11 protein-coding genes and 1 riboswitch are annotated in these 15,204 nt (G+C 73.5%); of the genes, 5 read left to right on the forward strand and 6 right to left on the reverse strand.

Annotation, left to right across the window (positions count from 1 at the left end; translation table 11 throughout):
• Positions 1 to 10: 10 nt before the first annotated feature.
• The 5 genes from BV453_RS02315 to nagB all read left to right on the forward strand — a co-directional run bounded on the left by BV453_RS02315 (position 11) and on the right by nagB (position 7,524).
• Entirely contained in the window at positions 11 to 1,228 is a 1,218-nt protein-coding gene (locus BV453_RS02315; RefSeq protein WP_082758484.1) for an alanine racemase, read from the forward strand.
• On the forward strand, positions 1,219 to 4,488 hold the full coding sequence (locus BV453_RS02320) for a family 20 glycosylhydrolase (protein ID WP_249520774.1): 3,270 nt from the start codon (positions 1,219 to 1,221) through the stop codon (positions 4,486 to 4,488). Before BV453_RS02315 ends, BV453_RS02320 begins: the two co-directional genes overlap by 10 nt.
• A gap of 79 nt (positions 4,489 to 4,567) precedes the next feature.
• On the forward strand, positions 4,568 to 5,755 hold the full coding sequence (locus tag BV453_RS02325) for an ROK family transcriptional regulator (RefSeq protein ID WP_025103794.1): 1,188 nt from the start codon (positions 4,568 to 4,570) through the stop codon (positions 5,753 to 5,755).
• Between the two features lie 31 nt (positions 5,756 to 5,786).
• Positions 5,787 to 6,752, forward strand: a complete 966-nt coding sequence (locus BV453_RS02330) for an ROK family protein (protein WP_062766292.1) — start codon at positions 5,787 to 5,789, stop codon at positions 6,750 to 6,752.
• The gene (gene nagB, locus BV453_RS02335) at positions 6,745 to 7,524 is read left to right on the forward strand and encodes a glucosamine-6-phosphate deaminase (protein ID WP_025103796.1); all 780 of its coding nucleotides are present in this window, start codon (positions 6,745 to 6,747) and stop codon (positions 7,522 to 7,524) included. The genes BV453_RS02330 and nagB overlap by 8 nt, the downstream gene beginning before the upstream one ends.
• A 9-nt stretch (positions 7,525 to 7,533) precedes the next feature.
• On the opposite strand, the gene BV453_RS02340 is transcribed toward nagB, so the two are convergent.
• From BV453_RS02340 to BV453_RS02370, 6 genes are all read right to left on the reverse strand, one after another.
• Entirely contained in the window at positions 7,534 to 7,941 is a 408-nt protein-coding gene (locus BV453_RS02340; RefSeq protein WP_025103797.1) for an NUDIX domain-containing protein, read from the reverse strand.
• Complete coding sequence (locus BV453_RS02345) at positions 7,934 to 9,298, reverse strand: FAD-binding oxidoreductase (RefSeq protein ID WP_249520775.1); 1,365 nt, start codon at positions 9,296 to 9,298, stop codon at positions 7,934 to 7,936. Before BV453_RS02345 ends, BV453_RS02340 begins: the two co-directional genes overlap by 8 nt.
• 10 nt (positions 9,299 to 9,308) lie before the next feature.
• Entirely contained in the window at positions 9,309 to 9,680 is a 372-nt protein-coding gene (locus BV453_RS02350; RefSeq protein WP_025103799.1) for a YrdB family protein, read from the reverse strand.
• A gap of 9 nt (positions 9,681 to 9,689) precedes the next feature.
• Positions 9,690 to 11,771 carry a sigma-70 family RNA polymerase sigma factor gene (locus BV453_RS16540; protein ID WP_283398779.1) on the reverse strand — a complete coding sequence of 694 codons (2,082 nt, stop codon included), beginning with the start codon at positions 11,769 to 11,771 and terminating at the stop codon, positions 9,690 to 9,692.
• A 519-nt stretch (positions 11,772 to 12,290) separates the two neighbouring features.
• A complete protein-coding gene (locus BV453_RS02365; RefSeq protein ID WP_025103801.1) occupies positions 12,291 to 13,463 on the reverse strand; it encodes an N-acetylglucosamine-6-phosphate deacetylase in 1,173 nt (390 codons plus the stop codon).
• Positions 13,460 to 14,971: a family 20 glycosylhydrolase gene (locus BV453_RS02370; protein ID WP_249520776.1), complete on the reverse strand. Its 1,512-nt coding sequence runs from the start codon at positions 14,969 to 14,971 to the stop codon at positions 13,460 to 13,462. The genes BV453_RS02365 and BV453_RS02370 overlap by 4 nt, the downstream gene beginning before the upstream one ends.
• Positions 14,972 to 15,088: 117 nt before the next feature.
• A riboswitch (ZMP/ZTP riboswitch) is annotated at positions 15,089 to 15,173 on the forward strand.
• Positions 15,174 to 15,204: the final 31 nt, after the last annotated feature.

Here is a 15,204-nt window from a genome sequence, read left to right on the forward strand (position 1 = left end):
GCCTTGTTAGATGCCTCTACAAATTCCGGATCCCGTCCTCGGCGCCTGGGCGAAGGGGTTCCCGGCGCACGCCGCGGGGCTGCGTCTGTCGGAGGTCGGCGCGGCCGGTCTGCACCTGTCGGACCTCGGCACCCCGGTGCTCACGGTGCACGCCGACGCGATCGCGCACAACGAGGACACGGTGTTCGGCTGGGCCGCGCGCGAGGGCGTCCGCCTCGCCCCCCACGGCAAGACCACCATGGCGCCCGCGCTCTGGCAGCGGCTGCTCGACGCGGGAGCCTGGGGGATCTCGGTCGCCACACCCTGGCAGGCCCGCGTCGCCGTCGACGCCGGTGTGCCCACGGTGCTCATCGCCAACGGGGTGACGGACGGCGCCGCGGCCCGGGAGCTCGGAGCGATGCTCGCGGCCGACGAGGGCCTGCGGATCCTCTGCGGCGCGGATTCCCTCGCCGGTGTCGCGATCCTCGCCGACGCCCTCGCCGGCGCCCCCCGACCGCTGGACGTGCTCGTGGAGCTCGGCGGCGCGCAGGGCAGGACGGGCGCGCGCACGGTGGCGGAGGGTGAGCGCATCGCCGCGGCGATCGCGGCCGCCCCTGGTCTCCGCCTGGCCGGGGTGACGGGCTACGAGGGGCCCTTCGGTCCCGATCGCTCCGCGGCCTCGGTCGCCGCGGTGGACGGCTTCCTGGCCACGCTCGTCGAGCTGCACAACCGTCTCGACTACCCCGACGGCGTCCGCCCCGTGCTCAGCGCGGGGGGCAGCTCCTTCCCCGATCGCGCCGCCGCGGTCCTCGGCGCTGCGGGAGGGGACGCCGAGGTCGTGCTGCGCTCCGGTGCGTTCCAGATCCACGACGACGGCTTCTACTCCCGCATGTCGCCGTTCGGTCCGCTGACGGACACCGCCCCGCTGCGCTCTGCGATGCACGCGTGGTCACGGGTGGTCTCGCAGCCCGAGCCCGGCCTCGCCCTGCTCGACGCCGGGCGGCGAGACGTGCCGTTCGACATCGACCTCCCGGTGCCGCAGTCGGTCGCCGGCGCCGTGACCGCCCTGAACGACCAGCACGCCTTCCTCCGACCCGCCGACGGGGCGACCGTCGCGGTCGGCGAGGTCGTGCGGCTGGGTCTCTCGCATCCGTGCACCGCGTTCGACAAGTGGCGCGTCGTCGCCGTGATCGACGACCCCGACGCCGAGGACCCCCGGGTGATCGACGCGGTGGCGACATGCTTCTGAGCGCCGAGAAGGCCGCGGCCGGCCTGGTGCGCGTCTATCGTCGGGCGACCGTCGTCGACGGTACCGGTGCTCCGCGCGTCGTCGCGGACGTTGCGGTGGAGGGGGCCAGGGTCGTCGCCGTCGTCCGCGACGGCGACGGGACGACGCTCGAGCTGCCGGACGGCGCGGTCGAGGTCGACGCGTCCGGCCTCGTCCTGGCGCCCGGTTTCATCGACATGCACGCGCACAGCGATCTCGCGGTGCTCCAGGGGGCCGCGCACGACGCCAAGATCCGTCAGGGGGTCACGACCGAGGTGCTCGGGCAGGACGGCCTGGGCTACGCGCCGCTGGACGAGGCGACAGCCGCCGTCATCCCCGCGCAGATCGCAGGCTGGAACGGGCGGCCGTCAGTGGTCCCGTGGCGGTCGATGGACGACCTCCTGCGGGCGATCGACGCTGCCGCGGTGGCCAACGCCGCGGTGCTGGTGCCGCAGGGCAACCTCCGGATGATGGTGGTCGGACACGACGACCGCCGGGCGACCCCTGCCGAGATCGCGGCCATGGCCGACCTGCTCGGGAAGGCCCTCGACGCGGGGGCCTTCGGCATGTCGAGTGGCCTGACCTACACCCCGGGGATGTACGCCGACACCGCGGAGCTCGAAGCCCTCTGCCGGGTGGTGGCGGAGCGCGGCGGCTACTGGGCGCCGCACACCCGCAGCTACGGGCGGGCGGCGCTGGACGCGTACCGCGAGGCCATCGAGATCGGCCGCCGCACCGGGTGCCCGGTCCATCTCACCCACGCGACCATGAACTTCGCCCCGAACCGCGGTCGCGCCGCCGAGCTGCTGGCGCTCGTCGACGCGGCGACGGCCGACGGCGTCGACGTGACCCTGGACACCTACCCCTATCTCCCGGGGGCGACGACCCTCGCCGCGCTCCTGCCGAGCCGGCTGGCGGCGACCGGCGACCTGCTCGGCGTCCTGGCAGCCCTCGACGCAGAGGGGCGCGAGGCGGTCCGGGTCGAGCTGGAGGAGATCGGCTGCGACGGGTTCCACGGCGAGGCGGCGGACTGGTCGGCGATCCAGATCTCCGGGACCGCCCACCCCGATCTGGCCGGGCTCGTCGGCCGGACGATCGCCGACATCGCGGCGGAGACCGGGCAGTGCGCCGTCGATGTCGTGATCGACACGATCCTCGCCGATGCCGGCGCCACGGGTGTGCTCATGCACATCGGCGACGAGGACAACGTCCGCGCCATCATGCGGCACCCCCGGCACTCCGGCGGCAGCGACGGCATCCTCATCGGCGCGCGCCCGCACCCGCGCGGCCGTGGCACGTTCCCCCGTTACCTCGGGCACTACGTCAGGGAGCTGGGGGTGCTGAGCCTCGAGGAAGCGGTGCGTCATCTCTCCGGCAACCCGGCCGCCCGCCTCCGCCTCGACCGCAGCGACGCACCGCGCGGCGTGATCCGCGAGGGCGCCACCGCCGACCTGGTGCTCTTCGACCCGGAGACGATCGCAGCCGGAGCCACCTTCGACGACCCGCACGGCGCGCCGCAGGGCGTGCATGAGGTGCTCGTCGGCGGTGTGCCGGTCGTCATCGACGGCGACCCCACGGGCGCCGTCGCCGGCCGTGCGCTGCGGATGCCTCCGTCCGCGCCGCGGGCGACGGTGCCGCACATCCCCGCAGAGATCGACTCCCTGGCTCCTGGCTTCCGGTGGACGCCCTCGACCCCGATCCTCGGCGCGCCGGAGCTGGCGGCCGCGGTCGCACGGCTCGGCGGCGGGGGAGCGGACGACACCCTGCCCGCGATCCGCCTCGTGATCGACGAGGAGCTGGGCGCCGCGGCCTCCGCCGCGGGGCGCCACGGTGCCGAGGCCTTCCGGGTGACCGTGACGGCCTCCGGGATCGAGATCGCGGGGGCGACGCCGGAGGGGGTCTTTCGCGGCGCGACCACGCTCCGGCAGCTCCGCGACCCGGATCACGACCCCGCCCTCCCCGCGATCATCCCGGCCGGGCGCTGGGAGGGCGCTCCCGCCTCCGCCTGGCGCGGTGCGATGCTCGACGTGGCGCGGCACTTCCGCCCTGCGGAGGACGTGCGTCGCCTCATCGACCTGCTCGCCGACCACCACCTCAGCATCCTGCATCTGCACCTGACGGACGATCAGGGCTGGCGCTTCGAGGTGCCCGGCTACCCGCGCCTGACCGAGGTCGGCGCGCGGCGCGAGGCCACCCAACGCGGTCACGGACCGGAGGCCACGGTCGAGCCCGGCGTGCACGAGGGCTTCTACACCTCCGCCGAGCTGCGCGATCTCGTGCGCTACGCGGAGGAGCGCTTCGTGACGCTCGTGCCAGAGGTCGAGCTGCCGGGACACATCCAGGCCGCGCTCGCCGCCTATCCGGAGCTCGGCAACTGCGACGTCGGGACGCCGCCCACCGGGCCGTGGGAGCGCTTCGGCGTGAATGCCCGCACCCTCGCGCCGACTCCGGAGGCGCTGGCCTTCGGCCGTGCCGCCATCGACGCGCTGTGCGACGTGTTCCCGTCCGCGTGGATCGGGATCGGCGGGGACGAGGTCCCGGTGACCGAGTGGGCGGAGAGCGCGGCCGCCGCCGCGCGCATGCAGGAGCTGGGGCTGGCCACGGCGCACGACGTGCAGCCGTGGTTCACGGCGCAGTTCGTCGACCACGTCCGCCGCCGCGGTCGGACCGCGCTGGCCTGGGACGAGGTGCTGGAGGGCGACGTGCCCGACGGCGTCCGCATCCTCGCCTGGCGCGGACCGGTCGCGATGCGCGAGGCGCTGCGCCGGGGGATCCCGGTCGTGGGGTGTCCGGATCTGGAGGTCTACCTCGACTACCCGCAGTCGGAATCGACCGAGGAGCCCATCCGCGTCGGTCCGCCGCTGACCATCGAGCGCGCGTACTCCTTCCAGGTCGTCGAGGGGGCGGTCGGCGGGCAGGCGAACGTGTGGACGGAGCACCTGCCGAGCAGGGACCGGGTCGACTTCGCGATGTTCCCGCGTCTCGCCGCGATCGCGGAGCGGCTCTGGGACGGGGGAGAGCCCGCCCCGTTCGCCGACTTCGCGCGGCGGCTGCCCACGCACCTGCGGCGCCTCGCCGCGGCGGGGGTGCGGTATCGTCCGCTGGACGGTCCGTCGCCCGAGCAGCGGCGCCCGGGGGTCCCCGGCAAGCCCATGACCGTGGAGACGCGGGAGGCGATCGTCGCCGGCCTCGTCGAGCGCCTCCTCCGCCGGGCCGCTGACGAGGATCCGCGGTCGGCGTGATGTCACGTTTCGGTAACCCTGCCCGCGGAATCGCGCGGAACAGTTGCACAATTCCTGTTCGTAAGGTCTACTAACAAACATGTCCGTTTCGGATGATCAGCGCCCCGCGGCGACGACAGACTTCGTCGCCGCGAACGCGCACGCCTTCGGCCCCGCGCGGCATCTCCGTTCGCGCACCAAGGTGCTCCCCGAGCACGCGCGCGGTCATAACCGCGCCCTCGTGCTGCAGACGCTCTATCACTCGGGGGCGATGAGCCGCGCCGACCTCTCCCGAGAGACCGGCCTCACGCGCGTCACGATCTCCGACCTCGTCGCGGAGTTCATCGCCGACGGCATCGTCGTCGAGATCGGCGTCCGCGAGGCGGTGGGCCCCGGAAAGCCGCCGATCCTCATCGACATCGACCGCGTGGGGCATCAGATCATCGGACTCGACCTGTCCGGTCCGACCGCCTTCGAGGGGGCCGTGCTCAGCCTCGACGGCGACGTGCTGGAGCGGCGTCAGGTGCCGCGTCCCGCGACGCCCGACGGCGATGCCGCGTACGACGCCCTCCGCGGCCTCGCGCAGACCCTCGTCGAGATCGCCACGCAGCCGGTGCTCGGCGTCGGCATCGGCACCCCGGGTGTCGTGCGTCCGGACGGCCTCGTCCTCAGCTCGCCCAACCTCGGCTGGACCGACTTCCCGTTGGAGGCGAAGCTCAGCGCCGAGCTCGACCTCCCCGTGCTGGCGCGCAACGACGCCAACGCCGCGGTGCTCGCGGAGTACACGTTCGGCGAGGCGGAAGCCGACTTCATGCTGATCAAGATCGGCCGCGGCGTGGGTGCCGGGCTCATCACCGGCAGCCAGCCGCTCCTCGGCAGCCGTTTCGCGGCGGGGGAGATCGGTCACGTCGTCGTCGGCACGGACGGCGGCCCCCGCTGCGCGTGCGGCAAGATCGGCTGCCTGGAGGCGTGGCTGAGCGTGAGCCGCATGCAGGAGGCGATCGACGCCGACCCGGCCGCGCGCGAGGAGATCCTCCGCGACTCCGGGACCCGCATGGCGATCGCGATCGCCCCGATCGTCGCCGCCCTCGACCTGTCCGAGGTCGTGCTCTCCGGACCCGCCGAGCTGCTGGACGGCACGCTCATCGACGCGGCCGTCGAGACGCTCCACGCCCGCACGCTCGAGGGCGTCTTCGAGGACGTCATGGTGCGGCTCACCCGCCAGGACGACATCGTGCTCCGGGGCGCCGCGGTGATGGTGCTCTCCGGGCAGCTGGGGGTGTCGTGATCTTCGCGACCATGACCGGGAACGGCATCCGATGATCGTCCCCGCCTCCGCCGACCGCGCCGGTCGGCCCCTTCGCGTGGGCCTCGACGTCGGCGGCACGAAGATCGACGCCGTCGCCGTCGACCCGGCGGGGACGATCCTCGCCCGCCTCCGCCGCCCGACCGGGTGGGGAGAGGACGCCGTCGTCGACAGCATCGTCTCGACCGTCGCCGCGCTCGCCGAGGAGAGCGGGCTGCCGCTGTCCGCCGTCGGATCCGCCGGCATCGGCATCCCCGGCCTCGTGGACGCGGAGACCGGACGTGTGCTGCACGCCGTGAACCTCGGCGTGGAATCCCTCGACCTCGCGGCGCGCGCCGAGCAGGCGCTGGGCGTCCCCTTCCGGGTAGAGAACGACGTGAAGGCGGCCGCGCTCGGCGCCGCCGTCCTGAGCGACGTCGCCGGATCGATGGCCTACCTGAACCTCGGCACCGGCGTCGCGGCCGGCATCGTCATCGACGGCCGCATCTGGCGCGGGGCGCGGGGGACCGCGGGCGAGGTCGGGCACCTCTCCGTCGACCCCCGCGGGCGTCTGTGCGGCTGCGGACAGCGCGGCTGCGTGGAGACGTTCTGCGGCGGCGGGGCGCTGGCCAAGGCCTGGGGACGCCCCGGCGCGCTCCCGGTCAAGGACATCGTGGAGGCGGCCGACGCCGGCGATCCGCACGCCCTCGCCCTGCAGGCGGACCTCTTCTTCGGGGCCGCGGCGGCCGTGCGCGTGCTCGTGCTCTCGGCCGACGTCGAGACGGTGGTCATCGGCGGCGGTCTCACCGCGCTCGGCGGTCGTCTCGCGGACGGCATCCGCGCGGCCCTGCATGCGGGTGCCCAGGCGTCACCGTTCCTGAAGTCCCTGCGGCTGGATGAGAGAATCGAACTGCTCCCCGCGGGTTCCCCCGCCGCCGCTTTCGGCGCCGCTCTGGTGGGCGCATCCATTTCTGAGAAGGAGATCGTTCCGCATGGCTGAGGTCGTCATCGTCGAGAATGCCGAGGCCGCCGGGGCCCTGGTCGCCACCGAGATCGTCGAGCTCATCGACCGCCGCCCCGACGCGGTGCTCGGACTCGCGACCGGCTCCACGCCGCTGCCGGTGTACCAGGCTCTCCGCAGCCGCCTCGCGGGCCGGGACGTCTCGCAGGTGCGGGGCTTCGCACTCGACGAGTACGTCGGGATCGACCCCTCCCACCCGGAGAGCTACCGCTCGGTGATCACCCGCGAGGTGGTGGAGCCGCTGGGCCTCGACCCGGAGCGCATCCACGTGCCGAACGGCGCGGAGGCGACCATCCAGCACGCGGGTGAGGACTACGACGCGGCCATCGCCGCGGCCGGCGGGGTCGACCTGCAGATCCTCGGCATCGGCACCGACGGGCACATCGGGTTCAACGAGCCCGGGTCCTCCTTCGCCTCCCGCACCCGGGTGAAGACCCTGACGGAGCAGACCCGCGAGGACAACGCCCGGTTCTTCGACTCGATCGACGACGTCCCGATGCACTGCATCACGCAGGGGCTGGGGACCATCCTGGAAGCGCGTCACCTCGTGCTGCTGGCGTTCGGCGCGGGCAAGGCCGAGGCCGTGGCCGGTGCGGTCGAGGGGCCGCTCACGGCCCTGCTGCCTGGTTCGGCCATCCAGCTGCACCCGCACGCGACCATCGTCGTCGACGAGGCCGCCGCGTCGAAGCTGCAGCTCGCCGACTACTACCGCTACACGTTCGCGAACAAGCCGGCCTGGCAGGGCATCTGATCCGAGGCGCTAGCGCGCTCCGGCCGGCCACGCGAGCGGCAGCAGATGCTCGACGCTCAGCGGGGCCAGCGGGAGCGCCGCGGCGTCCTCCGGGGTGATCCAGCGCAGCTCGGCGAGCTCGGCCTGCACGCGGACCCCGTCGGGATCGATCGAGGCCGAGAACGCGTCGGCCACCACGCGGTGCCCCGGCTCGTTGGCGGCCGCCGACACGAAGCGCCCCAGGGGCCGGAGGTCGGCGTCCGTGAGCTCGAGCCCGAGCTCTTCGTGCAGCTCGCGGATGAGGGTCTCGACGGGGGATTCGCCCGGCTCCGGCTTGCCCCCGGGCTGCATGAAGCGGGTGGTGCCGTGCTTGCGTACGACGAGGACCCGCCCCTCCGCATCGACGATCACGGCCGCGCTCACGTGGATGTCAGGCATCGAGAGAGAAGACCTTTCCGGGGTTGAGGATGCCGAGGGGGTCGAACACCGCGGCGATGTCGCGCTGGAGGCGCCATTGGTCGTCGCCGAGCTCGTCGGCCAGCCAGCGCCGCTTGAGGACGCCGATGCCGTGCTCGCCGGTGAGGGTGCCGCCGAGCCGGATCGCGGCGCGGAAGAGCTCGTCGGCCGCCGCCCACACCTGCGGCGGGGTCTCCGGACCCTCGAAGATGAAGTTCGGGTGCAGGTTGCCGTCGCCGGCGTGGGCCACGGTCGGGATCACCATGTCGAACTGGCGCTCGATCCGGGCGATCTCGTCGAACATCGCGGGCATGGCGCTCCGCGGCACCGAGACGTCCTCGATGAGGGTGGTCCCCAGCGACGCCATCGCGGCGTGCATCGACCGCCGGATCGCCAGCAGGCGATCGCCCTCGACGGGGTCGTGCGAGACCACGGGGACGCCCTCGTGGGCGCTCAGGATCGCGGCGATGGCGTCCGCCTCCGCACGCGCGGCCGGGCCGTCGGTCTGAATCGTCAGCTGTGCGGCGCCCGGGGTCGGCGCGGGGAGGGCGAGCAGGGCGTGGACGGCGGCGAGGCTCGCGGCATCCATGAGCTCCATGATCGCGGGCTGGATCCCCGCGGCGGTCACGGCCGCGGAGCCTGCGGCCGCCGCCCGGACGCCGGGGAAGGTCGCCGTCACGGTGCAGGTCTCGCCCGGCACCAGGCGGCGCAGCTTGAGCGTGGCTCCGACGACGACGCCGAGCGTTCCCTCCGACCCCACGACGAGGGCGGTGAGGTCGAGCCCGGTCACGCCCTTCACGCTGCGGTGCCCGAGGTGGAGCAGGCGTCCGTCGGCGAGGACGAGATCGACGCCGAGGACCGCATCGCGGACGACGCCGTACTTCGCGCAGAGCAGTCCGCCGGCTCCGGTCGCGATGTTGCCGCCGACGGTGGAGATGTCACGACTGGCGGGGTCGGGCGGCCACCACAGTCCCTGGGCCGCCAGGTGCGCGTTGAGGTCGGCATTGAGGATGCCGGGCTCGACCACGGCGAGGAGGTCGTCCGGCCGCACCTCGACGACGGCGTCCATCCGGCGGAGGGAGAGGACGATCTCCCCCTCACCGGCGTTGGCGGCCCCGGCGAGCCCGGTCCCGGCACCGCGAACGACGACGGGCGTGCGCGTGGCCGTGGCGATGCGCAGGGTCTGCTGCACGTCGTCCACGCTCTCGGCATGGACGACGGCCAGGGGGAGGCCCACCGCGGCATGACCGGAGCGGTCGGCTCTGGCCTCGCGCCGCGCCTGCTCGCTGACGTCCACGCGCGCCCCGAGGGCGTCGCGGAGCAGCGAGACGACGCTCACGACCGTGCGCTCATGCCAGCGCGCGGCGTCCGCTGAGGACCCCGGCGACGACGGCCACCAGCGCGAACGCCGTGCCGATGAGGGCCTGGCCCATGGACCACCACGCGATGGTCACGCCGACGTAGATGAAGAGCTCGACGACCGCGCGAAGGAAGGGGTGCACGCGGAGCACCGGGCGCGGGGAGAGGAACAGCGCCCACAGCAGGAGGGCGACGACGGGGGCGCCGACGCCGATCACGATGTTCCACGGCAGGTCCCAGCTCGCGAACCCCCACAGGGCGAGCGAGGCGATCGCCGCGATGAGGACGACGACGCGCACGATGTCGAGGGCCGTGAGGGCCGGACGGTCGACGCCGGCGACAGGGGCGGAATCCGGGGTCATACGACCAGTCTATTCCGCGGGCGGGGCGTCCTCGGCCGGGGCTTCCGTCGCGGCGGCGTCTGCGGTCGGGGCATCGGTGGCCACGACCTCGGCGGGGGCGGCGTCCGTCGGTGCGGATTCCGCGGGTGCCGGTTCGGCGGAGGCGGCGTCGGTCGGGGCCGCGACCTCGGCGACGGGGGCCACGGTCTCGGCGACGGGCGCTTCGGGCGCCGGCGCCTGCTCGGCCTCCTCGATGACGACCGCCGGCTGCTCCTCGGCCGCCGTCGCCGCTGCGCGCTCGTCGGCGCCTGCCTCCTGGGGTTCGAGCGAATAGAGCGAGGTGGTGGCCGACGGGCCGGCCTCGCCGGACGGCAGCACGTAGCGGAAGGTCACCGGCACGAGGCTGGCGAACAGGAACTGGTCGAGGGAAGCCCGCAGCTGGACGATCCCGGTGCCGTCCTCGCCGAGGACGACGCTGTCGCCCTCCTGGCCGCCGAGCAGCGCCTGCACGACGGTGCCCGGCGCACCGGAGACCGGCACGACGTAGTACCAATGCAGGTCCTCGCCGAGCCAGAAGTCGGCGGTGCTCCACGTGGGCGGATCCGTCGGGATCGCGGGGTCCACGGGATCGACGGGGTCCACGGGATCCACGGGGTCGACCGGGTCCACGGGGTCCACCGGGTCCACCGGGTCCACAGGGTCCACGGGATCGACGGGATCGACCGGGTCCACGGGATCGACCGGGTCCACCGGGTCCACCGGGTCCACGGGATCGACGGGGTCCACCGGAGCGACGGGCGGCACCGTGGCCTCGGGGAGCGCGGGGACGACCACGGGCGCGGCGGGAGCCGCATCGGGTCCGGCCTCCGAGGACACCGGCGGGGCCGTCTCGTCCTCCGCCGGGGGAGACGGCGGCTGCGTGGCATCCGGCGTCTCGATCACCACGGGCTCGTCGAGGTCGAGGGAGGAGTCGGGAGCGATGTCGGTCGTGATCGACGACGGGTCGGTGTCCGAGGCGCTGGGCAGGGAGGTCGCGGGGTTCGCGCCCGCGAGCCCGGGGACGATGGCCGCCGCGGCGACGACTCCGGCCACCACGAGGGCCGCCGACCCGGCGCCGACGACGGCGCCCATGCCCGTGAAGACGCCGCCCGTGCTCGCGCCCGTGCCCGCACCGCCGGCGGAGCCGGCTCCCGAACCCGCGGCGCCGACCCCGGAGGTGGCCGCCGCGGCCTGTCCGATGCCGCCGTCGCCGACGAACACCGCACCGGGGATGGTGGACGCCGCGCCCGCCACCGCCAGGACCGGTGCACCGCCCTGGAGGGCGGCGAGGTACCCGGAGGCGCCGGTGGCGCCGAGGACGAGCGGGAGCAGCACGAGGGCGAGGCGCTTGGAGACGTCCTTGGCCTCGGCGGCGACGATCATGCAGCGCGCGCACTCGTCGAGGTGCAGCTCCAGGCGACGGTGGTCGCGGGTGGCGAGGTTGCCGCGCGAGTAGGCGCCGAGATGCTCGATCGTCCACTGGCACTCGGAGCCGGGGCTCGCGCTGCGCAGGTGCGCCTGGATCCACGCCTCGCGGAGCCCTTCGCGGGCCCGGAAGGCGAGCTGCGACACCGCGCCGGCCTTCATGCCGAGGAGCGGAGCCACCTCCTGGGGCTTCATCTGCTCGATCTCGGTGTACCAGAGAACTTCCTGCCACCGGGAGGGGAGGCTGCGGAACGCCTGGGCCGTGAGGCTGCGGTCGAGCGCCTCGTTCGTGGCGTGCTCGGTGCTGTCCGGGTCGGCGACCGTGTCGAGTTCGTCGATCGCGGTCTCGCGGCGTGCTCGTCCCCAGGCGGCCGCCGTGTTGCGGATGCTCGTGAAGAGGTAGGCGCGGAACGAGCCGTTGGGGCCGCCGCCCTTGAGGATCGCCTGGTAGATGCGGGTGTAGGACTCCTGCACCAGGTCGTCCGGATCGATCGAGGAGGTCACCGAGCGTGCGACCGCCATTCCGGACGGGTAGTGCCGCCTCCAGAGTTCCCCGAACGCCCCCTTGTCGCCGGAGCGGACGCGGAGGATCAGGTCGGCATCGCCGATGGTGTCGTCTGGTGTGGTGTTCTCTCGGTGCACGGTCATCCATCTGGTCCCGGGGCACACAACCGTCCCCAGGAGGAGAGACGCGAGAAGGCGTCTTTCATTACGCGGTCCCTCCATTGTCTCGCGAAATCGGCATGCTGGCCAGCCCCAGGACGGACTCGGAGCCGATGCTCGGGATCGGCTCCTCGAGCGCGGTGACGACGCCCGCGGAAGGGAGCGGCGAAGAATTCTCAAACTTTTTCGGAGAACCGCGTAATGAACCGGGGGCACCCTCGTCTCTTCCGGTAGAGACAGCCGAAATGGACTCCACCGGGGGGCGGAGTTCCGGCGCTGGTGCGGGGGGTACTGCACCAGTGGGCGGGTCGGGATCCTCGGGGGAGGAGCTCCCGGCCCCGCCCGCTCGAGCGGGAGGGAATGGGCCGCCGATCTGGGGAGAACGGCGGCCCACCACTCCCACACCTGCGAGACGCACGTCACCGATCTGGGGAGTCCGGTGACACCGTCTCGTCCGATCGACCGGAGACCGCAGTGCTGCGCGTCGCGCGGAGCGCTGTCGTCCTAGGCGGGCAGCGCCGGTCCCGTCCAGACCCGCGCGACGCGCAGCTCCGCGTCCAGGAGCACCGCATCGCCGAGCAGGCCGGGGCGCAGCGCGCCGAGGTGGGCGTCACGTCCGATCGCGCGGGCCGGGGTCTCCGTGAGCGCCCGCACGACCTCCGGCAGCGGCACGTCCGCCGCCACCGCCCGCTGCAGCGCGATGTCCTGGGTCAGGGTGGAGCCGGCGATCGAGCCGGTGTCGTCGGCGCGGGCCACGCCGTTCTCGACGGTGACCTTGACCGCACCGAGGTCGTACTTGCCGTCGGCGCTCCCGGCCGCGGCCATGGCGTCGGTGATGAGCGCCACGCGCTGCGGCGCCGCGTCGAACACGAGCTTGACGACGTGCGGGTCGAGGTGCACGTCGTCGGCGATGGCCTCCAGGATCACCCGGTGGTCGGCGGCCGCAGCCAGCACCGGTCCGGGCGCGCGGTGGTGGATGCCGGGCATCGCGTTGAACGCGTGGGTCAGCAGCGAGGCACCGGCCTCGAAGGCGGCGACGGCCATCGCGGCGTCGGCGTCGGTGTGCCCCACCGCGGCCGCGGCACCCGCCGCGACGATCTGACGGACCGCGTCGATCCCTCCGGGGAGCTCCGGCGCGATGGTGACCTGACGGACGGTGCCTTCTCCGGCATCCAGCAGACGGGCCACGTCGGCCGGGACGGGGTGCCGCAGCAGCGAGGGCTCATGGGCGCCGTGGTGCCCGGGGTCGAGGAACGGGCCCTCCAGGTGCGAGCCGAGGACGTCCGGGTCGGTCCTGGTCAGGGTGGCGATCAGGGCGACGCTGCGGGCGAGGTCGTCGATCGTGCCCGTGACGAGCGAGATGACGGCCCTGGTGGTGCCGTGCTCGCGGTGCAGATCCCGCCCGGTCCGGATGGCGTCCACCCCGTCGTCGTACGCCGCACCCGCCCCGCCGTGACCGTGGATGTCGACGAAGCCCGGCGTGAGCAGCGCGCCCGCGCCCGCCACGGCGGTCGCGTCCACGACCTCCGTCGCGGGCTCCCAGTCCGTTCCGGTGCCGCGGGACGCCACGACGCCGTCCTCGATGCGCACCCAGCCGTCCTCGACGATCTCCCCGCGATCGACGAGGCGGGCGGAGTGGATGACGAGGGAACCGGTCGCGGAGGAGAGGGTCTTCAACGGGCGCTCCAGGGGATCTCGGGGGCGGGGTGGAAATCGACCCCCTCAGCCTTCCACAGCGGCGCGAGGGCGCCGACCCGGGCGCGGAAGGACTCCCACGTGCGGCCCTTGCCCTCGCGCGGCGACCAGGCGATCTCGGCCTGCGCGGCGGCACGGGGGAACACGAGCTGCTCCACCTCATCGAGCGTGCGGGTGGTCTCGGACCACAGCGGCGCCTCGATCCCCAGGATCGCCTCGTCCGGCACGTCGAGGACGGCGGTCGGCTCCCACTCGTACGCGCGGCGGACGTCGATGATGGCGGCCCAGGTGAGTCCGAGCGGGAACTCGGCCGTGTACTTCATGTCGAGATAGGTCGCATCCGCCGCCGACATGATGAGGGCTCCGCCGCGCTCGACGAAGTGCGCGGCCTCCTCGGCATGCGTGCCCGTCGGCGTCGTCATGCCCCAGTACTGCCCGATCGTGCCGCGGGCGATGCCGGCCGCCGACCCCATCTCGTGCCACGCGACCGGGGTCTTGCCCTCCTCGACGACGATCGCCGTCGCGCGCTCCGCGAAGAGGTCGAAGTCGGCCTGGGGCGTGCCGAGGGACTCGTCGCCGCCGATGTGGATGTAGGGCCCCGGGGTCATCTCGGCGAGCTCGCGGACGACGTCGCGGACGAACCGGTACGTCTCCTCCTCGTGGATGCGCACGCTGGAGTGCCCGACGCCCCAGCCCAGGTAGGGCTCTCCGGCCACGGGGAGCGGCTGGCCGAGCTGCTCGGACTGGGCGACCAGCGCGTCGTTCAGCACCGGGGCCTCGACCAGCTCCGGATAGGCCACGCCGATCGCGTGGGTGTGGCCGGGGAGGTCGACCTCGGGGATCACGATCATGTGGCGCGCCGCCGCGTACGCCACAATCTCGCGGTAGTCGTCCTTGGTGTAGAAGCCGCCGGGGGCGCCGTCGGCCGCGGTGGCGGCGGCGCGCTCGGTGAGCAGCGGCCAGGAATCGATGTGCACGCGCCAGCCCTGGTCGTCGGTGAGGTGCAGGTGCAGGTGGTTGAACTTCAGCGCGCTGGTGCTGTCGATGAACCGCTTCACGTCGTCGACCCCGAAGAAGTGCCGCGCCACGTCGAGCATCACGCCGCGGCGGGCGAAGCGCGGGGCGTCGGCGATGTCGGCGCGGAGCAGCGCCCAGCCGGCGTCGTCCTCCCGGAGCAGCTGCAGCAGCGTCTGGACCCCGTAGAAGAGCCCCGCCTCATCGGCGCCGATGAGGATGGCGCGGTCGCCGACCTCGAGCGTGTAGCCCTCCGGCGCGGACGAGGCCGCGTCGACGAACAGCTCGATCTCGGCGGGGCCGGAGTCCACCGCGGTGAGGCGGAGGCCGGTGCGGCGTTCGACGGCGTCGATCAGCTGTCCGGCGGCGGGGGAGGTGCCGAGCACGCGCGTCGTCGCGGCGAGCGGCAGACGTCCCTCCCTGGCCTTCGCGGACACCGGAGCGGGGACGAGGGGCAGATCAAGAGGTAGGACCATGAACAAAACCTAGCCAACGAAACGCCGCAGGGGAACAGGGGGATCGAAACGATTCTGCAGACGGTGGGCACGATGCCCGAAACGACCGCGTGCGCGGCGTCGCGCATCGGCTATGCTCGTAACCGTCGCGACTGGCGTCTGGGTGGACAACCACCGGGGAGCGACTGACCACGGAATTCGACCGCGCGCCTGGGCCGATAGGAACACCCTTTTCGAATCCGTCGTCAAAAGGA

Source organism: Microbacterium sp. ER1, assembly GCF_023383675.1.
Classification (GTDB): domain Bacteria; phylum Actinomycetota; class Actinomycetes; order Actinomycetales; family Microbacteriaceae; genus Microbacterium.